This is a genomic window from Curtobacterium sp. 1544, assembly GCF_040544915.1.
Lineage (GTDB): Bacteria > Actinomycetota > Actinomycetes > Actinomycetales > Microbacteriaceae > Curtobacterium > Curtobacterium pusillum_C.
This window is the reverse complement of the sequence record NZ_JBEPKX010000002.1, coordinates 159,088-184,878: the sequence shown is the minus strand read 5'-3', so window position 1 is coordinate 184,878 and position 25,791 is coordinate 159,088. Positions and strand designations below refer to the sequence as shown.

Below are 25,791 nucleotides of genomic sequence, written 5' to 3'. Positions count from 1 at the left end.
CCCGCCCAGTCGAACAGGACTCGCACACGGGGTGGCGTGGCGGTGGGGGCGTGCGACAAGTCCGATGTCGTACGACATCGGACTCGTCGTTCCTGCGCGTGTGCAACAGTTGCGGACGCGGGACTGCGACAACGTCGACGTCGTACGACATCGGAGTTGTCGTTCCGAGTCGGAAACGCGGCCCGCGCCCGCCCCGCGCCCCGCCGCCGCTACGGCAGCGTCGGCGCCGCCTCCACCAACGCCCGCGTCACCGGGTGCTGCGGCGCGTCGAGCAACGACACCGGCCCGTGCTCCACGATCCGCCCCGCGGACATCACCGCGACGGTGTCGCACAACCGCTGCACGACGCCGATGTCGTGCGACACGAGGACGAGCGTCAGCCCGAGGTCGTCGGCGAGCGACCGGAACAGCTCGATCACGCGGGCACGGACCACCACGTCGAGGGCACTCATCGGCTCGTCCCCGAACAGGATCCGCGGCGAGTGCACGACGGCCCGGGCGATCGCGATGCGCTGCCGCTGCCCGCCGGAGAACTCGTGCGGGTACCGGTCGACGACGTCGGCGGGCAGGTCGACGCGCTCCAGCACCGAACGCACGAGCGCGGCGTGCGAACCGTCGATCCGCAGTGCCCGGAGCGGCTCCGCGACGATCGCCCCGACGCGCATCCGTGGGTCGAGCGAGGCGTACGGGTCCTGGAACACGACCCCGGTCTCGCGACGGAACCAGCGCATCGCTGCCGCGGAGCCGGACGCCACCACCGGACGACCGGAGCCGGTCACGGTGCCGGCGGAAGGTGCCTCCAGGCCGGCGAGCAGCCGCACCAGGGTCGACTTGCCGGAACCGGACTCGCCGGCGATCCCGAGGCGTGCGCCGGGGGCGACCGTCAGGTCGACGCCGTCCACGGCGGTGCGGACCGGACCCGGTTCGAACGGGCCCCGGCGGGGGAGTCGGTACGTGCGGTGCAGGCCGACCCCGTCGAGGACCCCGGTCACGACGCACCCCCGGTCCGGCGTGCTGTCGCACGGGCGGCGTCGACGAGGGCGACCGTCGCGGGGTGCTGCGGTGCGGCGAGGAGTTGCGCCACCGAGCCCTCCTCGACGATCCGGCCCGCCTCGAGGACGACCGCCGTGTCGGCGATCCGGGCGAGCACGGCGAGGTCGTGGGTCACGAAGACCATGCCGGCGGTCAGTCCCTCGAACAGTTCCAGGATGCGGGCCTCCGTCGTGACGTCGAGCGCCGTCGTCGGTTCGTCGGCGACGAGGTACGACGGCTCGCCGGCCATCGCCATCGCGATGCAGATCCGCTGCCGCTGCCCGCCGGACAGCTGGTGCGGGTACTGCCGCAGCAGCGACTCGGGGTCGGACAGCCCGACGGACACCGCGAGCTCCAGTGCTGCTGCAGCCGCTGCGCGTCGGTCGAGCCCACGGTGCAGGCGCAGCGGTTCGGCGATCTGCGCACCGACCCGGCGGAGCGGGTCGAGGGCGGTGCCGGGCTCCTGGAAGACCATGGCGATGCCCGATCCGCGGTGCCGGGCGCGCTCCCGGTCGGGCAGGCCGACGAGTTCGGTGCCGTCGAGCAGGATGCTGCCGGACACGTCCGTGCCGGTCGGCTCCAACCCCATCAGGGCGAGCGAGGTCATGGACTTCCCGGATCCGCTCGCGCCGATCACGCCGACGCGACGGCCTGGAGGCACGGTGAACGTCACGTCGTCGAGGATCGTCCGGCGGTCGATGCGGACCGTCAGGCCACGCACCTCGAGTCCGGAGGCTGCGGTCCGGTCCGTGGACGCGCTGCGGTCCGTGGTCGCGCTGCGGTCCGTGGGGGCGGTCATGCGGTCACTCCCGTGGTGGTCGCGGTGGGGTCGTCGGCGGCACCCCGTCGGTCGTTCACGGTCCGGTCGTTCGCACGGTCGTTCGTCGTCAGTCGCGGGTCGGTCGCGTCTCGCACGGCATCGCCGAGCAACGACAGCGCCGCCACCACGAGGGCGATCGCCGCACCCGGCCAGGTCGCGCTCCACGGGTGCACGCCGATGTAGGTCTGCAGGTCGGACAGCATGCTGCCCCAGGACGCCGTGTTCGACCCGGCGCCGTAGCCCAGGTACGACAGACCGGCCTCGGCGAGGACCGCGGTCGCCATCGCGAGCGAGAGCTGCACGGTGAACAGGGGCGCCGCGTTCGGCACCAGGTGCCGGAACAGCACGCCGGACCCGCCGACGCCGGACGCCCGCGCTGCCGTGACGTAGTCGCTGCGGGCGATGCGGCGGATCTCTCCGCGGGCGACCCGGGCGATCGTCACGCCGAAGGACAGCCCGACGCTGACGATCACGACGCCGAGCGATCCGCCGGCGATCGCGGTGAGGAGCATCGCGGTCAGGAGGGTCGGGAACGCCACCAGGATGTCGAGCAGGACGGCCGTGCCCTCGCGGACCCAGCGTGCGGTGAGCGAGCCGATCGCGGTGAGGACGATGCCGACCACGCTCGCGATGACCCCGGAGCCGACCGCCACGAGCACCGTCGTCCGGGTGCCGGCGAGCAGGTAGCTGGCGATGTCCCGGCCGGAGGCGTCGGTACCGAACCAGTGTGCAGGGCTCGGCGGTTCCCACTGGTGGAACGGGTCGGTACGGAACGGGTCCTGCGGCGTCCAGAACAGCGACACCACGGCGAGCACGACGAGCAGGCCGAGGACGACCACGGCGAACACCCCGGTCGGTCGGGCGAGGAGACGGCGGATCACTCGGACACCTCACGTTGCCGGGGGTCGAGGGTGCGGTGCACGACGTCGACCGCGAAGCCGACGAGCAGCACGAGCCCGGTGAGCACGAGGAGCTCGGACTGCACCTTCGTGATGTCCCGGCGCCCGACGTCGGTGACGAGCATGCGCCCGACGCCGGGGAGCGAGAACAGCTGCTCGACGACGACCGCGCCGACGAGGAGTCCGGCGATCTGCACGCCGAGGACGGCCAGCACGGTGAGCGCCACCGAGGGGAGCCCGTGCCGCAGGAGCGCCTGCGTCCGGGTGAGGCCGATCGCCGCCGCCGTCCGGACGTGGTCGGCGTCGAGCACCCCGAGGGTGGCGGAGCGGGTGAACCGGAGGATCACGGCACCCTCGACGGCGCCGATCGTCAGCGCCGGCAGCACGAGCGACGAGAACGCCCGACCGGGTTCGTCCCATCCGTCGAGCGGGAACCCCTGCGTCGGCAGCCAGTGCAGCGTCACCGCGAACAGCGCCACGAGGAGCATGCCGGCCCAGACGATCGGGACCGCTGCGACGGCCTGTGCCACGAACGCGATGACCGCACCGCCGGCGCGACGGCGGAGCACCGCGGCGAGTACGCCGAGCGGCACCCCGATGACGAGCGCGGCGACGAGGGACATGCCCGCGAGCGGCAGCGTGACGCTCAGCTTCTGCGCGATCTCGGGTGCGACCCGGCCGTCGGTCACGAGCGACCGGCCGAGGTCGCCGCGGAACACCCCGCCGATCCAGTCGAGGTACTGCACCACCACGGGACGGTCGAGACCGAGCTGCTGCCGGAGTTCCTCGACCTGCGCCGGGGACGCCTGCGTGCCGGCGACGATCTGCGCCACGTCGCCGGGCAGCACTCGCAGCGTGGCGAAGATGATGATGCTCGCCACGAGCAGGCCGACGACGAGCAGCAGCAGCCGCCCGACCAGGAACCGGGTCACGAGTCCGATGCTACGGGTGGCCGGCCGAGGGCACGCGTCACTTGACCGCGAGCTTCGACAGGTCGAGCCGCGAGTTCGTGCCGTCGTACGGGAAGCCGGTGACGCCCTTCCGCACCGCGGTGATCGACGTGGCCGTGTAGAGCCACTCGCCGGCCGCGTCCTCGCTGACGAGCTTGGCGGCCTTCTGCAGGTCGGCGACCTTGTCGGACTCGTTCGTCGCGGCGACCGAGTCGGCGTACAGCGACTGGACTTCGGCGTTGTCGTAGCCGAAGTAGTAGTCCGGGTTCGCCCAGTTGCCGAAGTCGCGCGACTCGACGTGGTTCACCATCGAGAGGTCGAAGTCCTTCTTCTCGAACACCTGCGACAGCCACGTGGCGAAGTCGACCCGCTTGACCGTCAGGGTGATGCCGACGTCGGCGAGCTGCGACTTGAGCACGTCGCCGATCGTCGCCGAGTAGACGTTCGCGTACGTCAGCGTCAGCTTGAGGTTCGTCGCGCCGGCCTCGGACAGCAGCTTCTTCGCGTTCGCGGGGTCGTACGCGTCGATGTCGGTCAGATCCTGGTAGCCCGGGTCCAGCTCGGGGATGGGGCCGCCCTGCTCGACGCCGGTGCCGCCGATCGCCTTGATGATCGCCTTCGAGTCGATCGCCTGCCGGATCGCCTGGCGCACCTTCTTGTCGGTGAACGGTGCCTTCGCGTCGTTGAACGCGAGCGTGTACTTGTCGGTCGTCTTGCCGGTGTGCAGCGTGATGTCCGAGCTGTTCTCCAGCTGGCTCTTGAGCGTGCCGTCGACGGCGGTCTGCACGTCGAGGTCGCCGTTCGCCATGGCGTTCACCGCGGTGGACGGCTGGGTGATGTACCGGAAGACGACCTTCGCGACCTTCGCCTTCGTGCCCCAGTAGTCGGCGTTGCGCTTGAACGTGAGCGAGTCGCCCTGCTTCCAGCTGGACACCTCGTACGGCCCGGTGCCGTTGGCGGAGTCGGACAGGTCGTTCCCCGCGGCTTTCTCGAGCACGAGTCCGGCGCGTCCGGTGAGGTTCCAGAGCAGGTCGGAGTCGGGCTTCGCGAGCTTGAGCTCCACCACACCGGAGGACGGCGAGGTGATCGACGTCACGTTCGCGAGCTGTGCGGAGTCGACGTACGACTCGTTCGACTTGACCTGCTGCAGCGACCAGACGACGTCGGCGGCGGTGACGTCCTTGCCGTCCTGGAACGTCGTCCCGTCGCGGAGCGTGAAGGTGTAGGTCAGCCCGTCGGACGAGACCTCGTGCTTCGACGCGAGCACGTCGCGGACGTCACCGTCCGCGGTGCGGCCGACGAGTCCCTGGTAGACGTTGTCGATGAGGACCTGGTCGAGCGCGGCACCGGCCTGCGTGCGGATGTCGAGGCTGGTGGGCTCGAGTACGAGACCGACGCGCACGGTGGCGTCGGTGCCGCCGTCCTCGTTCGACGATCCGGAGCAACCGGTGAGCACGAGGGCCGAGGCGACGGCGACCGCGGTGGCGGCCAGGGCTGCACGGCCGAAGCGAGTTCGGCCGGGACGGGCACGGTCGAGACGGGCGGAGAGCGGACTCATGGGTGGTGGGTTCCTTCCGGCGCGGTGGCGACGGTCGTCGCGCGCGCTTGGACGAGGTTAGCGGCGGCCGGTGTCGTCCGGCGACGGTTCTTCGATCCGGTGCAACAAACCGTTACGTTCCGCCCATGCCCGAATCGCCGTGGCCAGTTCGAGGGGCGCCTGGTTCTGTACGGCGTGCCGGGCCTCGACGGTGACGATCGAGGCCCCCGGCAGGCGCTCGGCGAACTGCGCGTGGAGCTTCGGCGAGACGTAGCCGCGGTCGCCGCGGACGAGCAGGATCGGCACGTCGAGGGCCTCGAGGTCGGGCCACGCGTCGGCGAAGCGCCCCACGGACGACGTCCGTCCGGCGGGCAGGTGCGGGAAGTGGTGCCGGCGGACCAGCCGGCCGTCCGCACCGAGCCGCGTGGTGTGCCGGGCCTCGCGGAGGAGCACGGCGCGGTCGTCGCCGACCCGGGCCTCGACGGCCCGGTCGACGACCTGGTCGAGGGACGTGAACGGCTCCTCGGCCTCGAGCGCACGAGCGATCCGGTCGACCGCGCGCTGGGCGAAGTCCGGCGACATGTCGACGAGCACGAGGCCGGTGACGCGCTCGGGCGCGAGGGCGGCGAGGCGGGCGGCGAGGATCGCGCCGAGCGAGTGCCCGACCACGATGCCCGGCGGGACCTCCAGGGCGTCGAGCGCAGCCAGCACGTCGGGGGCGGTCGCGTCCGCCGCGTAGTCGGCGTCGTCGCGCCAGCCGGATCGGCCGTGCCCCGGCAGGTCGAGGGCGACCGCGGGCTCGCCGACGGCGAGCGCGGTCTGGTCGAAGCTGTGCGCGTCGATGCCGAGCCCGTGCAGGTAGGTGATCCGTGCCTCCCGGCTCTCCGCCGTGTCCCATCGGATCGCGGCGATCTCCTGTCCGCCCGTGGTGCGGACCACCTGCCTGGAGGCGCGGAGCAGCTCCGCCACGCCGCTCGCGCTGGCGAGGTCGGTCAGGTCAGCGAATTCGTCGTCGGGATCGGTGGGCACGGGCTCGATCCTCGCACCGTCCGGGGGTCTGGTCGCGTTAGGTAAGGCATGCCATACTCGGGGTGTGGCAGCCCGGTACCGTGTCTTCTCCGTCCGCGTGGCCGCCGTCACGTCGCTCACCCCGAGTTTCGTCCGGGTGACCCTGACGGGCGACGCCCTCGCTGAGTTCTCCTCCGTCGGCCTCGATCAGCGGATCAAGATCGTGCTGCCCATCCCCGGGCACGGGTTCACCGACCTGCCGGACGGCGAGGACTGGTACGGCGCGTGGCGTGCCCTGCCGGACGCCGTCCGGAACCCGCTGCGCACCTACACGGTCCGGTCGTTCCGGCCCGACGCCCGCGAGCTCGACATCGACTTCGTCGCGCACGGCGACACCGGCCCGGCGTCGCGCTGGGTCTCGGAGTGCCGCGTCGGCGAGGAACTCCGCATCGTCGGACCCGCCGTGCCCGACTCGCCCGCCGAGCTCCCGACCGGCGCCGCCGAGTTCGACCCCGGCACCGCGAACCGGATCCTGCTCGCCGGCGACGAGACCGCCGCCCCCGCCATCTGCGCCATCCTCGAAGCGCTCGACGTCACCACCGTTGGGCACGTCTTCATCGAGGTCCCGACCGACGCCGACCGGCTGCCCGTGTCCGCGCCCGCCGGGGTCGAGGTCCGCTGGATCGCCCGGAACGGTGCCACGCACGGCGTCCGGATGACCGACCAGGTGCACGCCTGGGCGTCCACCGTCGCCTCCGGACCGGCCTGCGGGGACACCGTCGAGCTCGCTGACGTCGACGTCGACGAGCAGGTGCTGTGGGACATCCCCGCTGCCGCCGAGTCCCGCCCCGTCTACGCGTGGATCGCGGGTGAGGCTGGCTGCGTGAAGGAGCTCCGCCGCCACCTCGTGCGCGGTGTCGGGCTCGACCGGAAGCAGGTCGCGTTCATGGGGTACTGGCGGCACGGCAAGGCCGAGAACTGAACGCCGCGGCCGGGCTCCCGACCACCGCGCTCGGTGCCCGCGGGCTGACCCTCGCGTACGACGACCGCGTCGTGGTGTCCGCGCTCGACGTCGACATCCCGGACGGTGAGCTGACGGTCATCGTCGGACCGAACGCGTGCGGGAAGTCGACGCTGCTGAAGTCCTTCGCGAGGACCCTCAGGCCGACCGCGGGCACGGTGTACCTCGACGGATCGCCGATCTCCTCCCTCCGTCCGAAGGCCGTGGCGCGCCGGGTCGGGATGCTCCCGCAGACGCCGATCGCGCCCGACGGCATCACCGTCCGCGACCTCGTGTCCCGCGGCCGGTTCCCGCACCAGGACCTGCTGCACCCGTCCTCCGGGTCGGACCGGATCGCGGTGCAGGCGGCGCTCGAGCAGACCTCGACGGTGGAGTTGGCTGATCGCAGCGTGGACGAGCTCTCGGGTGGGCAGCGGCAGCGGGTGTGGATCGCGATGGTGCTCGCGCAGGAGACCGACATCGTCCTGCTCGACGAGCCCACCACCTTCCTCGACATCGCGCACCAGTACGACGTGCTCGAGCTCGCGTCGGCCCTGCACGCGGCCGGCCGGACGGTCGTCGCGGTGCTGCACGACCTCAACCAGGCCGCGCGGTACGCCACCCACGTGATCGCGATGCGCGACGGGTCGATCGTGGCGTCCGGGCCGCCTGCCTCGGTCGTGACGGCCGACCTGGTCGAGGACGTGTTCGGGCTGCCGTGCGTGGTCGTTCCCGACCCGGAGACGGGCACGCCACTCGTGGTCCCGCGGCGCCGCGCCGCCTGACGCGCGGGCGGTCGCGCCGGGCGGCCGAGGTCGCACGAAGTGCCGCTCCCGTGCGCCGCGCGCGGCACATCGTGCGACCTCGACACCGGACGCGACACCGCCGCGAGGTCGCGAGATCTGCCGCTCGCGCGCGCCGCGCGCGGCACTTCGTGCGACCTCGACGACGTGCGCGCGGCGCGTTGCGCGACCTCGGGTCAGCGGTAGTTGCCGTCCTCGAGGCCGGCCTCGATCTCGAAGCGGTTCCGCAGCGGGTCCCGGCCGGCCAGCGCGTAGACGATCGGCATGAGCATGCCGTACCGCCGCCACTGGTCGACGTGGACGCGCTCGTGCCGGAGCACCCGGTCGCCGTCGTTGTCCCGCGTCAGGTACACCGAGCCGACGCACGTGCCACCGCGCCGGAACACCCAGCGCGGCAGGCCGGAGCACACGACCAGCCCATCGACGACCCGCACCTTCCCGGTGGAGAGCGGGACGCCGACGGCGAGACCGACGGCGGTCGCGAACAACCACCCAGCCCGGGACACGGGGGAGTCGAGCAGGGGGTTCCGCACCGCTACTCCGGGCGGCCGTAGGTCTCGAGCAGTCGCAGCCAGATCTCGTTCATCGTCGGGTAGGCGGGGACGGCGTGCCAGAGGCGGTCGACCGGGACCTCGCCGACGATCGCGATCGTCGCGGCGTGCAGCATCTCGGCGACGTCCTGCCCGACGAAGGTGACCCCGACGACGACCCCGCGGTCCTCGTCGACGACCATCTTGGCGCGTCCGGTGTACCCGTCGGCCTGCAGCGAGGCACCGGCGACGTTGCCGAGCTCGTACTCGACGGCGCGGACGTTCAGGCCCTGCTCGCGGGCCTTCGCCTCGGTGAGGCCGACGCTCGCGACCTCCGGGTCGGTGAAGGTGACCTGGGGAACCGCGGCGTGGTCGGCAGTGGCGACGTGCGCGCCCCACGGCTCGGTGTGCAGCGGCGTGCCCTGGTGGCGGGCGGCGATCGCCTCGCCAGCAGCGCGCGCCTGGTACTTGCCCTGGTGGGTGAGGAGGACGCGGTGGTTCACGTCGCCGACGGCGTACAGCCAGTCGGTGCCCTGCACGAGCATCGTGTCGTCGACCTGCAGCCAGTCGCCGGCGCTCAGCCCGACGGACTCGAGACCGAGGTCCTTCGTCGTCGCGGCACGACCGGTGGCGGCGAGGACCTCGCTCGTCACCAGGGTGCTGCCGTCGTCGAACGTGGTGGTGACGAGGCCGTGCTCGTCGCGGTCGACGCGGGTGGGGTTCACGCCGGTGCGGACGTCGACGCCGAGCTCACGGAGCGAGGCCGCGACGAGTTCCCCGGCGAACGGCTCCATGCCGCCGAGCAGCCCGTGCCGTGCGACGAGGGTGACCTTCGCCCCGAGGGACGCCCACGCGGTCGCGAGCTCCGAGCCGGAGACACCGCCGCCGATGACGAGGAGGCTCTCCGGGACCTGCTGGGCACTCGTCGCCTCACGCGTGCCCCACGGCTTCGCGTCGGCCAGGCCGGGGACGTCGGGGAGGGTGTGCAGCGACCCGGTGACGACGGCGATCGCGGCGGCGGCCGTGTAGGTCGTCCCGTCGACCTCGAGCGTCTTCTCGCCGGTGATGCGGGCGTGTCCGCGGATGAGGTCGATGTCGGCGGAGTCGAGCCAGGAGACCTGCCCGTCGTCCTTCCAGTCCGAGGTGAACGAGTTCCGTCGGGCGAGGACGTGCGCGGCGTCGAGGTCACCGGTGACCGCCTGCTTCGCGCCGTCGAGTCGCTTCGCCGCAGCGAGGGCGTGACCACTGCGCAGGAGGGCCTTCGACGGCATGCACGCCCAGTAGGAGCACTCGCCGCCGACGAGCTCGGCTTCCACGATCGCCACCGTCAGGCCGCGCTTCTTGGCGTAGTCCGCCACGTTCTCGCCGACTGCGCCGGCGCCGATCACGATGAGGTCGTAGTCCGTCATGGGGCCGAGCGTACGCGGATCGGCATGGGTCTCGCCGAGCGCGGTGCGTCGGGCGGACGTGCCACCGTGTCAGCGTGCCGGACGCGCGATCAGGCGGTTCGGGACGCGCTCGTCAGGGCGCCGACCGCGCGCAGGATCACGCCCAGGTCGTCGACGGCACGGTCCGGGTCGACCGGTGCGAACCCGGTGAGGGCGGCACCGGCGAGCCGACGCCCACGGGTCGCTGCCTGGATGCGCTCGACGAGCCCGGCACCGTCGAGGCCGAACGGCACCGGTTCGAGCAGTCCGTCGACCTCGGACGGGTCGAGCACGTCGAGGTCGACGTGCACGAAGACGGCGTCCGCGCCGGTGGCGTCGACGGCGGCGGCGATCGCGTCCGGGGTCGCTGCGTCGACGTCGAGGTGCACGATGCCCGCCCGGTCGAGGGCGTTCGTCTCGGCGTCCTCGATCCCGCGCACACCGGCGACGACGACGTGCGACGCAGGCACCACGGGGAGGGCGGGGAAGAGGTCGTCCGGACGGTCGACGAGCAGTCGGAGCACGGCGGTCTCGGCCGCGACGGGCTGCGCGCGGTTCAGGGCACGGAAGCCGCTCGATCCGGCGATGCGCACGAACGCGGTGTCCGGTCCGAGCCCGACGGTGGCACCGAGGATGCTCGCGCCGTCACCGCCGACCACGAGGACGGGTTCGCTGGCGACGCCGGTCTCCTCGGCGACCCGGTCGGCCACGGCGAGCACCGAGGTGTACCGGGCGACCGCGGTCTCGAGCCGGTCACCCGCACCCGCCGGGACGTCGATCACGGTGGTGGACGCCCGGGGGAGGTCGGCACCGATCGCCGTCGCTCCGTCTCCCAGGCGCATCGCACGGGACGACGCCGAACCCTGCCACTGACCGACCACGAGGAACTGCATCGTCTCAGTCTGTCAGGTGGGGTCCGACGTCGCCCGTGGACGGGATCAGAAGCTCGACGAGCCGCCGGACTTCAGCGCGGCGAGACGCGCCTCGACCTCGGCGTCCTTGCCGACGTCCTCGAGGCTCTCGAACTGCGAGTCGAGGCTCGACGACTGGAGCTCCTGCTGGCCGAGGACCTTCGCTTCCTCGCGGCGGACCTTCTCCTCGAAGCGACCGAGGTCGCTCGTCGGGTCGAGCACGTCGATGTTGCCGAGCGCGTCGTTGACCTTGGACTGCGCCTCGGCGGTCTTCGAGCGGGCGACGAGGTTGTCGCGCTTCGAGCGGAGCTCCTCGAGCTTCTGCTCCATGCCCGCGAGACCCGCCTTGAGCTTCTCCACGGCCTCGTTCTGCGAGGCGAGGTTCGGCTCGGCGTCCTTGACCTCCTGCTCGGCGGCGATCTGCTTGCCGATGGCGATCTTGGCGAGATTGTCGAACTTGTCGGCCTCGGCGGTCTTGCCCTCGCCGCGGTACTTGTCCGCGGCGACGGAGGCGTTCGCTGCCTTCTGGCCCCACTCGGTGGCGGCCTTCTTGTCCTCCTCGTGGTCCTGCTCGAGCAGGCGCACGTTGCCGATCGTCTGCGCGATCGCCGTCTTCGCGTCCGCGATGTTGTTCGTGTAGTCGCGCACGAGCTGGTCCAGCATCTTCTGCGGGTCCTCGGCGTTGTCGATGAGCTGGTTGATGTTCGCTCGGACGAGGGTCGAGATGCGTCCGAAGATCGTCTGCTTTGCCATTGCTGTTCCCTTTCGTGGAAGGTCTGGTGTGGTGCTGTCGATCTGGTCTGCGGTGCTGCGGGGGGGGGGGGGCTAGAAGCGGCCGCCGCCGGAGAACCCGCCTCCGCCGCCACCCCCGCCGAAGCCGCCGCCGCCGAAGCCGCCTCCGCCGCCCCCGAAGGAGCCGCCCCCGAAGCTGCCGCCGCGGCCGCCGAGCAGACCGCCGAGGACGATGCCGGTGACGAGCCCGCCGAGCTGCGCGCCGTTGCCGCCCCCGCCCCCGAAGCCGCCACCGCCGCCCCAGCCGCCCATGTCGTCGTTCGCAGCGTCCATCGCCGCGGCCGCGTACTGCTCGGCGGCCCGGGCGGCCTGCAGCGCCTGACCGGGGTCGGTGGTGGCGAGGTGCACGGCGTCGTCGAGGGCGCGTTCGGCCTCGGACAGCCGGGTCCGTGCGGTGGGTCCGACGCCGCCGCGGTGCAGCGAGATGAACTCTCGGGCCTGGCTGATCCGGTTGCGCGCGTCGCGGAGGGCGTCGTCGAGGGCCCGGGCCGCCCGCTGCTGCTGCTCCTGGGCACCCCGTGCCGTGGCGATCGCCTGGTCTATCTCGGTGTTCGCCTTCGTCAGGGCGTCCACCGCGGCGATCGGGTCCTTCGGGTCGAGGCCCTGGCGCAGGACGGTCTCGGCGCGGGTGACCGCGGCGGCGAGTTCCGGGCCACCGTCCTGCAGGGTGCGAGCGGCTGCGACGTCGCCCTCGATGTCGATCCGCATGGCCTCGGCCCGCGCGGTCGCCTCGGCGAAGGTGGACTCGGCCGCGACGGCGCTCGACGTGAGCTGCTGCACCTGGGCGAGGGCGTGCTGGGCGTCCCGCACGGCGACGACCGCCTCGCCCTTGTCGCCCGACGCGATGGCAGCGGTGGCGGCCTGCGAGCGTTCGGTGGCGTACGCCAGGACCTGCTGCGCCTGGTCGACGCTGTCGGACACCGTGGCGAGGGTCCGGCCGCCGTAGGCGCCCCGCACCCGCTCCAGTGCTGCCCCGGCCGCGCTGACGGACGCCGGCGCTGCGGCGACGGCCTCGGCGAGGGCCACGGCCGCCTCGTCGACGCCGTCCTCGAGTGAGCGGAGTTTGTCGAACGAGTCCGTCTGTTCCTCGATCGACGCGTGTGCCTGCTCGCAGATCGCGATGATCTGGTTCGCCCAGTCGGCGCGCTGCTGCGGGGTGTCCGGGATCTCGTCGTCGAGCTGCTGCTGGATCGTGAAGGCCTTGCGGACGTTCTGCTGCGCGGCTGCCACGGCCTCGGCGAAGGGCTTCGCGGCGTCGGCGCCGAACTGCGCCGTCGCGAACCCGACCTCTTGTTCGGCGGTGCGCAGCTCGTCGTCGATCGTGACGAGTGCGCCGCCGGCGGTCCGTTCGAGGTCGGCGAGCGAGGCCTCTTGTGCCCTGGTCGCGGCGGCGGTGCGGCGCTTGTTCCGGGCACGGATGACCAGCACGATGACGACGAGCGCGACGACGACCACCAGGAGCAGGATCCACAGCCAGGTGAGGTTCGGCGGGGCCTGCGTGTCGGTCAGGCCGTTCGCGAACGCGAGGGCGGCTCCGGCCCAGTCACCGTTCTTGAGTGCGGGGACCGCGTCGTCGTTGTACGCGGACTCGGCGTCGCTCGCCGAGATCGAGGTCTCGTTCGTCTGCTGGACGTCGGCGATCCGGTCGTCGACCGCGATGGACAGCACGATGCTGTCGGTGTCGATCTGGTTCCGCTGCATCGTGGCGTCACCCCACGCGGCGTGTTCCGACGGGTTCGTGAAGGTCGGCACGAACACGACGTACAGCTGTGTCTGCGTCTCGTCGTAGAGCTTCTTGATCGCGCTCTCGATGTCGGACTGCTGCGAGGAGCTCAGCACGTTCGCCTCGTCGAGGACGTACGCACCGCCGAGGTCGACCGGCGCCGTCGCCCGCGCCGTCGTCGCCGGCGCCAGCACGAGGAGGACGGCGAGCAGTGCCGCGGCGAGGCGTCCGATCAGTCGCGATGTCCCCCTGTCCGTGCTCGTCCTGGCCGTGGCCGATCCGCCCTGGACCGCTCGCATCCGTCCTCCGTCCGTCGCCGTGGTCGCCGTCCCGAGGACCCCCGGAACCGCGCCCCGGAGCGCTGTTGCCCGGAGTCTATCCACGCCGCGCAACGCTCGGACAGACTCCGGGCGAACCCTCGTGGAACCAGGGATCTGTGGACGGCTTGTCCCCCGGACCGGGGTATGCTCCAGGTGCGTTCGACGACGAACGAGACAGGGGAACTGCAATGGAGCGAACAACGAGTACCGAGGTCGTCCCGCTCGAGGACGGCTACCACCGTGTGTCGACGCCCGCGAGCGGCGTGATCGGCTTCGTCCGCGAGCACAACGGCCGCTACGAGGTCCTCCGTGGCCGCGTCCGACAGGCAACCCGTTCCGAGGGTCTCTACAGCACCATGAACGTCGCGCTCATCGCGCTGACGCACGCCTGATCCGCTCGTAGGCTCACCTGTGTGAGTCTCCCGCGCCTCCCGTCCGTCGTCGTGACGCTGGCAGCGCCGGGCGCGACCGCAGCGGACGACCGGGAGGCCCTGCTCGCCGCCGTCGCGTCGGCCGCGGCCGTCGACGTCTCGGCCGTGCGCGCGGGGCGCGTCTGTGCGCACTGCGGCGCGACCGACCACGGTCGTCCCTGGGCCGCGGTCGACGGCTCCGCCGTCGGCGTGAGCCTGTCGCGCACCACGGACCTCGTCGCGTTGGCCGTCGGGCCCACCGATCTCGGCGTGGACGTCGAGCGCGTCTCCCGGGTCGCCGCCGCCCCGGTCGAGGCGTTCACTGCGCGAGAGGCAGCCCGGGCATGCGGTGACACCACCGAACTCGCGGTGCTCTGGTCGGTGAAGGAGGCCGTGCTGAAGCGCGACGGCCGCGGGCTGCGCGTCGACCCACGGTCGGTGGAGGTCGACCTGGACCGCATGGTCGCCGTCCTCGACGGTGTCGAGCACCCGGTGACGGTGCTGTTCCCGGCGCCGGACACGGTCCTCGCCGTCGCGACCGGTGGCGTGCCGGTCACCGTGGCAGGGTCAGCACCTCGACGCCGTCCCCGGTGATCGCGACGGTGTGCTCCGTGTGCGCGGTGCGTGCCCCGGTGGCGCTCCGGAGCGTCCAGCCGTCCGGGTCGGTGACGAGCACGTCGGTGTCCGCCATCACCCAGGGCTCGAGCGCCAGGAGGAGTCCGGGCCGGAGTGTGTAACCGCGTCCGGGCCGGCCCGTGTTCGACACGTGCGGGTCCTGGTGCATGGTCGACCCGATGCCGTGGCCGCCGAACTCGACGTTGACCGGGTAGCCGGCGCCCGCGAGCACCGTTCCGATCGCGTGCGAGAGGTCCCCGGTGCGCGTGCCTGGCCCGGCGATCGCGATGGCGGCGGCGAGGGCGCGTTCGGTGGCGTCGATGAGGGCGAGGTCCGCGGGGTCGGGCGTGCCGACCACGAAGCTGATCGCCGCATCGGCCGCGATGCCGTCGAGGGAGACGGCGAGGTCGAGGGTGAGGAGGTCGCCGTCCGCCAGCACGCGGTCGTGGGGGAGGCCGTGCAGCACGGCGTCGTTCACCGCGGTGCAGATGTGGTGGCCGAAGGGGCCGCGGCCGAACGAGGGCGCGTAGTCCACGTAGCAGGAGTCGGCGCCGGCGTCCTCGATCATCGCCTTCGCCCAGCGGTCGATCTCGAGCAGGTTCGTGCCGACGCGGACACGGTCGCGCAGGGTGTGCAGGATCGTGCCGACGAGGGCGCCGCTCGCGCGGGCCTTCTCGACCTCGGCGGGGGTGAGGATCTCGATCATGGGATGATCATACCGGTACAGGAAGACCGGTATTAGTATGGCCGCATGGTCCGTCTCCCGCTCAGCCCCGACGAGGTCGCCCGTGGGCGTCGCCTCGGAGCGCTCCTCCGCCGTGCACGGGGTCCGCGTTCCATGCTCGACACCGCGCTCGCGGCCGGGATCTCGCCCGAGACGCTCCGGAAGATCGAGACCGGACGCATCGCGACGCCGGCGTTCTCCACGATCGCGTCGGTCGCCGGGGTCGTCGGGCTGTCGCTCGACGCCGTGTGGGCCGAGGTCAGCTGTGAGCCCGACCTGGCCGGTACCGCGGCCGCGGGTTAGACGGCTCCGGGGACGCCCGGTTCGTCGATCCACGGCGCCGTGACCGCGCGCACCGCGTCGACGGTGGTGCCGGCGGAATCAGCGAACGCGCTGAGCACGTCGTCCGGCTGCACCGTGCTGTGCCGGTGCCGCTCGGTGATCGTCCGGAGCCCCGTGAAGAACGCGTCGTCGCCGATCGAACGGCGGACGGCGTGCAGGGCGAGTGCGCCGCGCTTGTAGACACGGTCGTCGAACATGTCCTTCGCGCCCGGGTCGCCCACCACGAGGTCCTGCGGCTGCTCGAGGAGCCCGTCGCGGTACCGCTGCGCGAGTTCGTCGGCGGTGTCGCCGCCGCGGTGCTCGGACCACAGCCACTCCGCGTAGCAGGCGAACCCCTCGTGCAGCCAGATGTCCCGCCACCGGGCGACGGTCACCGAGTTGCCGAACCACTGGTGCGCCAGCTCGTGCGCGATCAGTCGGTCGGTGCCGTGCTCGCCGTCGACGTGGTTCCGGCCGAAGACCGCGAGGCCGTGTGCCTCGAGCGGGATCTCCAGGTCGTCGTCGGTCACCACGACGCCGTACGCCGGGAACGGGTACGGCCCGAACCGGTCGGCGTACAGGGCGAGCATGTCCGGCACCTTCCCGAAGTCCGTCTTCGCGGCACTCGCGAGGTCGGCGGGGTGGTGCAGGGTGACGGGGACCTCCGAGCCGCGGAGCTTCGTGGTGCGGTACCGACCGATCTGCACGGTCGCGAGGTAGGTGGCCATCGGGTCGGTCGTGGCGTAGGTCCAGGTGGTGCCGGCACGGGCACGCTCCTTGCCGAGCAGGTCGCCGTTCGCGAGGACGTCGTAGGCGGCCTCGGCGGTGATCTCGAACCGGTAGGTGGCCTTGTCGTCCGGCCGGTCGTTGCACGGGAACCACGAGGGTGCGCCGGTCGGCTGCGCGGCGACGATGACGCCGTCGGTCAGTTCCTCCCAGCCGATCTGGCCCCACGGGCTCCGCAGCGGGTGCGGGGTGCCGCGGTACTTCACGTGGACGGTGAACTCGGTACCGGCGGCGATCGGCTCGGCAGGGGTCACGGTCAGCTTGTGGGTCGCGGTCGAGGTCTTCTTCGCTCGGCGGCCGTCGACGTCCACGCGGTCCACCGTGAGTCCGTGCAGGTCGAGCACGATCCGGTCGAGGGCCGTGTCCGCCCGCGCGGTGACGGTGGCGGTGCCGTCGAGCCGGTTCGTGGCGACGCGGTACTCGAGGCGGAGGTCGTAGTGTCGGGCGCTCCACCGCCGATCGCCGCTGTGCGGGGTGTACGGGTCGGCGTCTTGGTTCGTCGAGGCGGGCTTCACGGTGCCGGCAAGTCTGCCACGCTGACGCCTGCCGCGGACGGCGCGGCGGGCACCGGCGGCGCCGATGTCCACGGAGCGATCGGGTTGCCCGCCCAGTGCGTCCCCCCGGGCACCTGCTCGCCGCGCATCACGAGCGACGCCGGCCCGACCGTGGCACCCGTGCCGATGCCCGCCGCGGGCAGGACCACGCTGTGCGGGCCGAGCGTGGCACCGGCGTCGAGGCGGACCTCGTCGAGCTGCATCACCCGGTCGTGGAACAGGTGCGTCTGGACGACCGTCCCTCGTGCCACCGAGGCGCCGTCGCCGATCGTGACGAGGTCGGCCTCCGGGAGCCAGTACGTCTCGAGCCAGGTGCCGCGACCGATCGTCGCCCCGAGGCTCCGCAGCCACGCGGCCAGTGCCGGGGTGCCCGTGGCCTGCTCGGCGAACCACGGCCGGGCGACGGTCTCGACGAACGTGTCCTGCACCTCGTTTCGCCACACGAACGACGACCACAGGGGGTGTTCCCGCGCGGCGATCCGGCCGACGAACACCCACTTCGCGATCGTCGACACCACGGCGGCCACGGCCCCGGCGACGATGAGGACGGGCCCGGCGAGCAGCACCGTCCACCCGATGCCCACCGCGGACCACAGTGCGAGCAGGGACCCGACGACGCCGAGCGCCAGCCCCGCCGACACCATCGGGGCGACGAGCCGCAGCAGCTCCCAGCAGCCCCGGGCGACCTTGAGGGACCGCGGCGGCCGGAACGTGCGCTCCTCGTCGAACTCCGTCGTGGCGCGACGGAGCCGCACCGGGGGAGACCCGAGCCACGACGAGCCGCGCTTCGCCTTCTTCGGCACGGCGGACAGCACCGCCACCAGGGCCTCGCGCGGCACCGAACGACCCGCACCCGTCATGCCGCTGTTGCCGAGGAACGCCCGCCGCCCGACCTTCGACCGACCGATCCGCACCCGGCCGCCGCCGAGCTCGTACGTCGCCACCATGGTGTCGTCGGCCAGGAACGCCCCCGACGCGATCTGCGTCAGCGCCGGGATGAGCAGGACCGTGGAGATCTCGGTGTTCCGCCCCACCCGTGCCCCGAGCAGCCGCAACCACACCGGGGTCACGAGCGACGCGTACAGCGGGAAGAGCAGCGTGCGCGCGGCGTCCAGGACCCGCTCGGTGCACCACACCTGCCAGCCGATCCGGGAACGCACCGGGTGCCGGCCCTCGTGCAGGCCGATGCCGAGCAGCCGGACCGTGCCGACGACCAACGCCGCGTACACCGCACCGGCGACGACCGTCGCGAGCGGCACCCACACCAGCGCGCGCAGCACCGCGTCACCGAGGGAGGACGCCGACCCCACGAGGAACCACGCCACCGCCACCCCGGAAGCGACACCCAGCACCGGCAACCCGGCCACGGCCACGGACCCGGCCCCGTACGCCAGCAGCCACCGACGTCGCGACGGCGGCCGTGCCTCCCGGTCGTGTCGAGCCGACCCGACGCGTTCCGCCGGCGAACCCGCCCAGCGCTCCCCGTCCGGGACCCGGCCGGCGACGGCCGATCCCGCCTCGACCTCGGCACCCGCACCGACGTGCGCCCCCGGCAGGAGCGTCGTGCGGCTGTGCACCACCGCGTCGGCGTCCACCCGGACGCGCCCGATCCGGAACACGTCGCCGTCCACCCAGTGGCCGGCGAGGTCCACCTCGGGCTCGATCGACGCACGCTTGCCGATCGTCAGCATCCCGGTCACCGGCGGCAGCGTGTGCAGGTCGACGTCCTTGCCGATCCGCGCCCCGAGGGCCCGCGCGTAGCAGCTGATCCATGGCGCCCCCGACGTCGACGGGCCGTCCACCGCCTCGGCGATCCGCTCCGCCAGCCAGACCCGCACGTGCACGGACCCACCACGGGGGTGATCGCCCGGACGGACACCGACGAGGATCAGCCGCGCCAGCACGACCGTCACCGCCATCTTCCCGACCGGCGTGACGAAGAGCAGCAGCGCGACCACGAGCACCGGCCACGGCAGCACCGGGACGAACGGCAGCGTCGTGGCGTGCAGCACCGCAGCCACCAGGGCGGTCCACGTGAGCACCCGGAGCCCGCGCAGCACCTGCACCGGCAGCCCGAGCAGCGTCATCACCAGCCCCGTCGCCGGCGGCACCGGGCGGACGTCCCGCGGGACCGACACCACCGGACCGGAGTCGTCCAGTGCATCCGCCAGCGCCCCGATCCGCGGGTGGTCGTACACATCAGCCACCGTCGTCGTCGGGAACCGCTCCCGGATCGCCGACACCAGCTGCGCCGCCGTCAGGGACCCGCCACCGTGCGCGAAGAAGTCGTCGTCGACACTCGCCACCGGGACCCCGAGGATCGCCGACCACCGCTCGGCGATCCACGCCACCGTGTCCGGCAGCATCGCCGCGTCGGAGGACCCCGGCAGCGGCCACGGCAACGCCGCCCGGTCCACCTTCCCCGAGGTCCGCGTCGGCAGCGACTCCACCACCGCCACCAGGGGCACCAGCGCCGCCGGGAGCTCCTCGCGCAGCCGGGCGTTCGCCGCCGCCACGTCCACCGACCCACCCGCCACCGGAGCCACGTACCCCACCAGCACCTGGTTGCCCGCCGGCGTCCGCTGCACCACCGCGGCCCCACCCGCGACGTCGTCGAGCGCCTGCAGTGCCGTGTCGATCTCCCCGAGTTCGATCCGCCGGCCACCGAGCTTCACCTGGTCGTCCGCGCGCCCCTGGAAGACGAGTCCCTCGGGGTCGTACCGCACCAGGTCGCCGCTCCGGTACGCCCGCTCCCACCCGAGCTCCGGGAACGGCGCGTACTTCTCCGCGTCCTTCGCCGGGTCCAGGTACCGCCCGAGCCCGACACCACCGATCACCAGCTCACCGACCCCACCGGGCTCGACCCGCTGCCCCGCGGCGTCCACGACCGCCAGGTCCCACCCGTCCAACGGCAGTCCGATCCGGATCGGCGTGCTCCCGTCCAGCAGGGCCCCGCACGCCACCACCGTCGCCTCCGTCGGCCCGTACGTGTTCCAGACCTCGCGGTCCCGGCTCGCGATGCGCGCCGCGAGCTCCGGCGGGCACGCCTCGCCCCCGAAGATCACCAGCCGCACCTGCTCCAGGGCGTCGTCCGGCCACAGCGCCGCCAGGGTCGGCACCGTCGACACCACCGTGATCCCGTGGGCGATGAGCCACGGCCCCAGGTCCACACCCGTCCGCACGAGCGACCGCGGTGCCGGGACCAGGCACGCACCGTGTCCCCACGCCAACCACATCTCCTCGCACGACGCGTCGAACGCCACGCTCAGCCCGGCCAGCACCCGGTCACCGGGACCGATCGGCGCCGGCTGCAGGAACATCCGCGCTTCGGCGTCCACGAACGCCGCCGCGGAACGGTGCGTCACCGCGACGCCCTTCGGCACACCGGTCGACCCCGACGTGAAGATGATCCAGGCGTCGTCGTCCGTCGTCGGGGCCTCGGCGCTCGCCGCGGGGTCGACGACGGGGGAGGGCTCGGCGTCCGGTGCTCCGTCGCGACGGAGCACGCCGCCCGCGCCGATGACCCCGACCACCCGGGCCTCGCCGAACACGAGCGTCGCCCGTTCCTCCGGGTCGTCGGCGTCCACCGGGACGTACGCGGCACCGGCGGCGAGCACGGCCAGGATCGACACGTAGAGGTCACGGCCGCCGGACGGGATCCGCACGCCGACCCGGTCGCCGCGCCGGACACCGCGACGCGCCAGGTCGTCGGCCCGCTCGTGCACGAGCCGCACCAGCGTGGCGTAGTCGATCGTCCCGGCGGGGTCCTCGAGCGCGAGGGCGTCGGGGTGCTCCTCGGCCGTGGCCGTGAGGACGTCGAGCAGCGTCCGCGGTGCCGGTGCGTGCTCGCCGCGGGCGAGTTCGAGCTGCGGGTTCCCGGTGGCGCTGGTCATCGAGTCCTCTTCCCGGTCGCGTGCAGGACGACCGGCCGGTGATCCTAGGGGGTCGACGTGACGCGCTGGGGAACAGCCGGGGTCGGCCCGAGTGCGGCACGGGCGGCGTCGAGTGCGGCCGCCACGCCGATGGAGTCGTCGAGGGAGTGCACCGGCGACTCGGTCCGTCCCTCTTCGACGTACCGGGCGAGCGCGGCGGCCTGCCAGACGAGCCCCTGCCGACCGCGGAGGCCGCTCGGGTCCTCCCAGCGCTCCGCGTCGGCTCCGTGGTGCAGTGCGAACGATGCCGGGAACACGAAGTGGTCGGTCCACCGGACCGTCGCGCGGCTGCCCGCGACGACCGCCAGGCCCGGAGTCCACGCCGTCATCGACGTGGTCACCACCGCCTGCGCGCCACCGTCCGCCGTCGACACGGTGACCGACTGGAGGTCCACCCCGCGATCCGACAGCGCCCCCGTCGTGCTGCTGGTCACCGGGGCGCCGGTGGCGAAGCGTGCGAACCAGTGCCCGTACACACCGGCGTCGAGGAGCGCACCCCCGCCTGCGGCGGGGTCGAACATCCGGTCCGACGGGTCGGGGTCGTGCGGCCAGCCGACGTCGACGGTCGCCAGTCGAACGTCACCGAGGGCACCGTCCGCGAGGAGCCGCGCCACGACGGTGGTGCCGGGCAGGTAGCGCGTCCACATCGCCTCCATCGCGAACACCCCGGCGTCGCGGGCCGCTGCCGCGAGGGTGCGCGTGTCGGCCTCGGACGTGGTCATCGGCTTCTCGACGAGGACGTGCTTGCCGGCGGCGATCGCGAGCAGCGCGTGTTCGAGGTGCTGCGGGTGCGGGGACGCGACGTAGACGACGTCCACCGCCGGGTCGGCCACCAGTGCTTCGTACGAGCCGTGCACGCCGGCGATCCCGTGCCGTGCGGCGAAGGCGGCGGCGCGCTCGGGGGAGCGGGAGCCGACGGCCACGACCCGCTGGTCCGAGTTGGCGTGCAGCGTGCTCGTGAAGTCGCCCGCGATCACCCCGGGCCCGATCACACCCCACCCCAGCACGGACCCGCCGCGGAGCGCAGCAACCTCAGGTTCCGGAAACGCCATCGTCATGGTTCGACGGTACCGGAGAGCCCCTGGCCCAACCGGCCCCGGAGGGAAGGTCGGCGAAGCCGACATCGCGCGCAGCCGACTGAGCGAAGCGAAGACGTCTGCTTGCGCGGGAGTTTGACTGTGCCCCCAGGAGGATTCGAACCTCCGCCCCTGCCTCCGGAGGGCAGTGCTCTATCCCCTGAGCTATGGGGGCCCTGGGTGGGAACAACCGTAGCAGGTCGGCGCCGGTGTCCGAGACCACGCGTGTCGGACGGGAGGCGCGTGGCGGGCCCGCACCGGGCCTCCAGTCGGGTGGTGGTCGGCTCAGCCGGCCGGCGTCGCCGAGCCGTTCGGCTGCACGACTCCCCGCACCGCGTCGATGACGGGCTGCGCGCCGCCGGGCTCGGTGAAGAGCGTGGACGTCGCGGTGATCCAGTACGGGTCCGCGAAGGCGTCGGCGCGTCCGACGCCGTCGGTCAGCGAGAAGTACCCCTCGACGCGGTAGGTCGGCACGGAACCGCCCCGCTCGTAGAGGGCGTCCTTGAGGTTCGTGAGCGACTTCTCAGGCAGGTCCGCGACGGCCAGGGTGATCGTCGTCGAGGCGTCGTCGGCCGCCGTCCAGTGGCACACGCGGCCGCGCTGCTGGGCGATCCGGGCGGCCGGCGACCCCTTCTCGGGCTCGTAGTCGCGGTCGATGGTGAAGGTCGTCCCGTAGACGTCGAGCGATCCCGACGGCAGGAGCTCGCCGCAGGTCTGGGCGACGCGCTTGCCGACCGGTGCCGCGGTCGCAGTGGGGCTGGCGTCGTCAGAACCGCCGCCCCCGGAGCACGCCACGAGGGCGAGGGACGCGGAGAGGGCGAGCGCGGCGACGCTGATCGCCCGGGCGCGGCTGCGGGAGGTCATCCCGACATGATGGTGCACGGGCTCGGGCATCGGCCCGGAGCCGCCTGCGTGTCCCGGTAGACTCGATCCTCGTGACTCCTGCCGAACTCTCCGCTGCGTACCTGTCGATCCTGACCGGGATCGTCGAGCGACGCGGCGCGTCCGACACCGTGACGATCGAGGAGTCCCACGTGGCCCTCGAGCGTCCGAAGAACCGTGCACACGGCGACTGGGCGTCGAACGCCGCGATGCAGCTCGCGAAGCGCCTCGGCACGAACCCGCGCGAGCTCGCGACGGAGATCGCCGGGGAGCTCACCGAGCTGGACGGCGTGGCCTCGGTCGACGTCGCCGGCCCCGGGTTCATCAACATCACGCTCGAGGCCGCGGCCGCCGGTGAGATCGCCCGCACGATCGTCGAGGGCGGCGAGTCCTTCGGTCACGGCGACCTCTACGACGGGGTCCGGATCAACCTGGAGTTCGTGTCGGCGAACCCGACCGGCCCGATCCACATGGGTGGTGTGCGTTGGGCAGCGGTCGGCGACTCGCTGGCGCGGGTGTTCCAGGCGCAGGGCGGCCTCGTCACGCGGGAGTACTACTTCAACGACCACGGCGCGCAGATCGACCGATTCGCCCGGTCCCTCGTCGCCTCGGCGCTGGGGGAGCCCACGCCGGAGGACGGCTACGGCGGCGCCTACATCTCGGACATCGCGGCGCGGGTCATCGCCACGCTGGACCCCTCGATCGACGTGCGGGACCTGCCGCGCGACGAGGCGCAGGAGGTCTTCCGGCGCGAGGGCGTGGACTTCATGTTCGCGGACATCAAGGCCTCGCTGCACGACTTCGGCGTCGACTTCGACGTGTACTTCCACGAGAACGCGCTGCACGAGTCCAAGGCCGTCGAGCGCGCCATCGAGCGGCTCCGTTCCGCGGGCGTGATGTACGAGGCCGAGGGTGCCGAGTGGCTCCGGACGACCGACTTCGGCGACGACCGCGACCGCGTCGTCATCAAGTCCGACGGCGAGCCGGCGTACATCGCGGGCGACCTGGCGTACTACCTCGACAAGCGCGAGCGCGGCTTCGAGCGGAACCTGATCATGCTCGGCGCGGACCACCACGGCTACGTCGGCCGGATGATGGCGATGTGCGCCGCGTTCGGGGACGAGCCGGGCAAGAACCTCGAGATCCTCATCGGGCAGATGGTCAACCTGCTCAAGGACGGCGAGCCGATGCGCATGTCGAAGCGCGCGGGAACGATCGTCACGATGGAGGACCTCGTCGACGCTGTGGGCGTGGACGCCGGCCGGTACTCGCTCGTCCGGTTCGCCAGCGACACCGCGATCGACATCGACCTCGACCTGCTCGTCAAGCGCACCAACGACAACCCGGTGTTCTACGTGCAGTACGCCCACGCCCGCACGCAGTCGGTGGCCCGCAACGCCGCGACCGCCGGCGTGGATCGTTCGGCCTTCGACGCCTCGCTCCTGACGCACGACACCGAGGGCGCCCTGCTCGGTGCCCTGGCGGAGTACCCGCGCGTGGTGCGTCATGCCGCCGAACTCCGGGAGCCGCACCGCATCGCGCGGTACATCGAGCAGCTCGCCGGCCTGTACCACCGCTGGTACGACGCCTGCCGGGTGACGCCCCTCGGCGACGAGGCCGTGACGGACCTGCACCGCACGCGCCTCTGGCTGAACGACGCCACGGGCCAGGTCGTCCGCAACGGTCTGGGCCTGCTCGGCGTGAGCGCGCCGACCCGCATGTAGCGACCGCTGCGCGCCGCGCTGCCGATCGCGCCCCCGCACGAACATCGCGCCCCGTCACAACGGGGCGCGATGTTCGTGACGGGGCGCGAAGCCGCGCACCCGCACGACCCGCGCAGCCGGGCCACCCGCACGACCGCAGCCGACGCGCCGGACCGGCGCCGTGCCTCCAGGCCCGCCCACGGGACCACCTGGCAGGGTGGGACGCATGTCCGCCGCCATCGAGACCCCCCGGAAGCGCCGTCGCTGGCCCGTCGTCCTGATCGTCATCGTGGTCGTCCTCGCCGCGCTCGTCGTGATCGCCGAGTTCGTCCTCCGCGGGGTCGTCGACCGCATCATCGCCCAGCAGGTCGAGCAGTCGCTGCCCTCCGGCGCGACCGGTGAGGTCGAGGCGCACGCGAACGGCATCGTCATCCCGCAGCTCATCGGCGGGAAGCTCGACGACGTCGAGATCTCCTCGCAGAAGCTCACCATCGACGGGATCCCGCTCGCCGCCGACGTCACCGCGCACGACGTGCCCATCGACGGCAAGGGCGACGTGCGCGACGTCGACGGGCACGTGACGCTCGCCGCCGGGTCGGTGAAGGAGCTGTCGAAGTACAGCCCGCTGTTCGACCGGTTGAGCCTGGTCGACGGCGGCGTCGAGCTGTCCGGCAAGACCGCGGTGCTCGGCTACGACATCACCTACGCGGCGAAGGGCGACGTCGTCGCGCAGGACGACGGCACGGGCATCACCATCACGCCGAAGACGGTGCGGATCACGAACTCGGCCCTCGGGCTCAAGGTCGACTCGATCCCTGGTGTCACGAACGTGCCCGTCCAGGTCTGCACCGCGCAGTTCCTGCCGTCGCAGCTGCGCGTCCGTTCGCTCGACATCACCGCGTCGGACGCGTCGGTGCGGGTCACGGCCGACTCGCTGCCGCTCAACGAAGCAGGGCTGCAGACGGTCGGGAAGTGCTCGTAGTCGCCTGGTCGCGTAACGCGGCCTGGAGGCACGGCTCGGCTCGGTAGGATCGGG

At 72.6% G+C, this 25,791-nt stretch carries 23 protein-coding genes and 1 tRNA gene; 7 read left to right on the top strand and 17 right to left on the bottom strand.

Annotated features, from left to right (window positions below; genetic code table 11):
- Window positions 1–209: 209 nt before the first annotated feature.
- Genes ABIC61_RS02400 through ABIC61_RS02375 form a run of 6 tightly spaced genes read right to left on the bottom strand, consistent with a single transcriptional unit; the run spans window position 210 to window position 6,267 of the window.
- Window positions 210–992: an ABC transporter ATP-binding protein gene (locus tag ABIC61_RS02400; protein WP_354028674.1), complete on the bottom strand. Its 783-nt coding sequence runs from the start codon at window positions 990–992 to the stop codon at window positions 210–212.
- The gene (locus ABIC61_RS02395) at window positions 989–1,831 is read right to left on the bottom strand and encodes an ABC transporter ATP-binding protein (protein WP_354028673.1); all 843 of its coding nucleotides are present in this window, start codon (window positions 1,829–1,831) and stop codon (window positions 989–991) included. The genes ABIC61_RS02400 and ABIC61_RS02395 overlap by 4 nt, the downstream gene beginning before the upstream one ends.
- Window positions 1,828–2,733 (bottom strand): ABC transporter permease, encoded by a 906-nt coding sequence (locus ABIC61_RS02390; protein WP_354028672.1) that lies wholly within the window; start codon window positions 2,731–2,733, stop codon window positions 1,828–1,830. Before ABIC61_RS02390 ends, ABIC61_RS02395 begins: the two co-directional genes overlap by 4 nt.
- Complete coding sequence (locus ABIC61_RS02385; RefSeq protein ID WP_354028671.1) at window positions 2,730–3,683, bottom strand: ABC transporter permease; 954 nt, start codon at window positions 3,681–3,683, stop codon at window positions 2,730–2,732. The genes ABIC61_RS02390 and ABIC61_RS02385 overlap by 4 nt, the downstream gene beginning before the upstream one ends.
- Before the next feature lie 37 nt (window positions 3,684–3,720).
- Complete coding sequence (locus ABIC61_RS02380) at window positions 3,721–5,259, bottom strand: ABC transporter substrate-binding protein (protein ID WP_354028670.1); 1,539 nt, start codon at window positions 5,257–5,259, stop codon at window positions 3,721–3,723.
- A gap of 57 nt (window positions 5,260–5,316) precedes the next feature.
- Window positions 5,317–6,267: an alpha/beta fold hydrolase gene (locus ABIC61_RS02375; RefSeq protein ID WP_354028669.1), complete on the bottom strand. Its 951-nt coding sequence runs from the start codon at window positions 6,265–6,267 to the stop codon at window positions 5,317–5,319.
- 64 nt (window positions 6,268–6,331) lie between these two features.
- Here ABIC61_RS02375 and ABIC61_RS02370 point away from each other — a divergent pair, with 64 nt between their 5' ends.
- Complete coding sequence (locus ABIC61_RS02370) at window positions 6,332–7,228, top strand: siderophore-interacting protein (protein ID WP_354028668.1); 897 nt, start codon at window positions 6,332–6,334, stop codon at window positions 7,226–7,228.
- Complete coding sequence (locus ABIC61_RS02365) at window positions 7,225–8,031, top strand: ABC transporter ATP-binding protein (protein WP_354028720.1); 807 nt, start codon at window positions 7,225–7,227, stop codon at window positions 8,029–8,031. The genes ABIC61_RS02370 and ABIC61_RS02365 overlap by 4 nt, the downstream gene beginning before the upstream one ends.
- A 194-nt stretch (window positions 8,032–8,225) precedes the next feature.
- Here ABIC61_RS02365 and ABIC61_RS02360 read toward each other — a convergent pair whose 3' ends face one another.
- From ABIC61_RS02360 to ABIC61_RS02340, 5 genes are all read right to left on the bottom strand, one after another.
- A complete protein-coding gene (locus ABIC61_RS02360; RefSeq protein WP_186321857.1) occupies window positions 8,226–8,582 on the bottom strand; it encodes a Fe-S oxidoreductase in 357 nt (118 codons plus the stop codon).
- 2 nt (window positions 8,583–8,584) lie between these two features.
- Window positions 8,585–9,988, bottom strand: coding sequence for a dihydrolipoyl dehydrogenase family protein (locus ABIC61_RS02355; RefSeq protein ID WP_354028667.1), 1,404 nt, complete (start codon window positions 9,986–9,988; stop codon window positions 8,585–8,587).
- 89 nt (window positions 9,989–10,077) lie between these two features.
- Entirely contained in the window at window positions 10,078–10,899 is an 822-nt protein-coding gene (locus ABIC61_RS02350; protein WP_354028666.1) for an arginase family protein, read from the bottom strand.
- A gap of 45 nt (window positions 10,900–10,944) precedes the next feature.
- Complete coding sequence (locus ABIC61_RS02345) at window positions 10,945–11,670, bottom strand: PspA/IM30 family protein (RefSeq protein WP_354028665.1); 726 nt, start codon at window positions 11,668–11,670, stop codon at window positions 10,945–10,947.
- A gap of 72 nt (window positions 11,671–11,742) precedes the next feature.
- On the bottom strand, window positions 11,743–13,731 hold the full coding sequence (locus ABIC61_RS02340) for a TPM domain-containing protein (protein WP_354028664.1): 1,989 nt from the start codon (window positions 13,729–13,731) through the stop codon (window positions 11,743–11,745).
- Window positions 13,732–13,940: 209 nt separating this feature from the next.
- Between ABIC61_RS02340 and ABIC61_RS02335 the strand changes: the two genes are divergently transcribed.
- Together ABIC61_RS02335 and ABIC61_RS02330 are read left to right on the top strand one after the other, a co-directional pair.
- Complete coding sequence (locus ABIC61_RS02335; protein ID WP_071291810.1) at window positions 13,941–14,144, top strand: hypothetical protein; 204 nt, start codon at window positions 13,941–13,943, stop codon at window positions 14,142–14,144.
- Window positions 14,145–14,165: 21 nt separating this feature from the next.
- On the top strand, window positions 14,166–14,756 hold the full coding sequence (locus ABIC61_RS02330; RefSeq protein WP_354028663.1) for a 4'-phosphopantetheinyl transferase family protein: 591 nt from the start codon (window positions 14,166–14,168) through the stop codon (window positions 14,754–14,756).
- On the opposite strand, the gene map is transcribed toward ABIC61_RS02330, so the two are convergent.
- Entirely contained in the window at window positions 14,716–15,483 is a 768-nt protein-coding gene (gene map, locus ABIC61_RS02325; protein ID WP_354028662.1) for a type I methionyl aminopeptidase, read from the bottom strand. The genes ABIC61_RS02330 and map overlap by 41 nt on opposite strands.
- A gap of 45 nt (window positions 15,484–15,528) precedes the next feature.
- Between map and ABIC61_RS02320 the strand changes: the two genes are divergently transcribed.
- Window positions 15,529–15,804, top strand: coding sequence for a helix-turn-helix domain-containing protein (locus ABIC61_RS02320; protein ID WP_144749519.1), 276 nt, complete (start codon window positions 15,529–15,531; stop codon window positions 15,802–15,804).
- On the opposite strand, the gene ABIC61_RS02315 is transcribed toward ABIC61_RS02320, so the two are convergent.
- The 5 genes from ABIC61_RS02315 to ABIC61_RS02295 all read right to left on the bottom strand — a co-directional run bounded on the left by ABIC61_RS02315 (window position 15,801) and on the right by ABIC61_RS02295 (window position 23,034).
- The gene (locus ABIC61_RS02315; protein WP_354028661.1) at window positions 15,801–17,123 is read right to left on the bottom strand and encodes a M1 family metallopeptidase; all 1,323 of its coding nucleotides are present in this window, start codon (window positions 17,121–17,123) and stop codon (window positions 15,801–15,803) included. The two genes, ABIC61_RS02320 and ABIC61_RS02315, sit on opposite strands and share 4 nt — an antisense overlap.
- Complete coding sequence (locus ABIC61_RS02310) at window positions 17,120–21,055, bottom strand: Pls/PosA family non-ribosomal peptide synthetase (RefSeq protein ID WP_354028660.1); 3,936 nt, start codon at window positions 21,053–21,055, stop codon at window positions 17,120–17,122. The genes ABIC61_RS02315 and ABIC61_RS02310 overlap by 4 nt, the downstream gene beginning before the upstream one ends.
- A 44-nt stretch (window positions 21,056–21,099) precedes the next feature.
- Entirely contained in the window at window positions 21,100–22,152 is a 1,053-nt protein-coding gene (locus ABIC61_RS02305) for a Gfo/Idh/MocA family protein (RefSeq protein ID WP_354028659.1), read from the bottom strand.
- Window positions 22,153–22,273: 121 nt separating this feature from the next.
- Window positions 22,274–22,345, bottom strand: a tRNA-Arg gene (locus tag ABIC61_RS02300).
- Between the two features lie 110 nt (window positions 22,346–22,455).
- Window positions 22,456–23,034, bottom strand: coding sequence for a hypothetical protein (locus ABIC61_RS02295; RefSeq protein ID WP_354028658.1), 579 nt, complete (start codon window positions 23,032–23,034; stop codon window positions 22,456–22,458).
- Between the two features lie 71 nt (window positions 23,035–23,105).
- Here ABIC61_RS02295 and argS point away from each other — a divergent pair, with 71 nt between their 5' ends.
- Window positions 23,106–24,776, top strand: a complete 1,671-nt coding sequence (argS, locus tag ABIC61_RS02290) for an arginine--tRNA ligase (RefSeq protein ID WP_354028657.1) — start codon at window positions 23,106–23,108, stop codon at window positions 24,774–24,776.
- A gap of 205 nt (window positions 24,777–24,981) precedes the next feature.
- Complete coding sequence (locus ABIC61_RS02285) at window positions 24,982–25,737, top strand: LmeA family phospholipid-binding protein (RefSeq protein WP_354028656.1); 756 nt, start codon at window positions 24,982–24,984, stop codon at window positions 25,735–25,737.
- Window positions 25,738–25,791 lie beyond the last annotated feature (54 nt).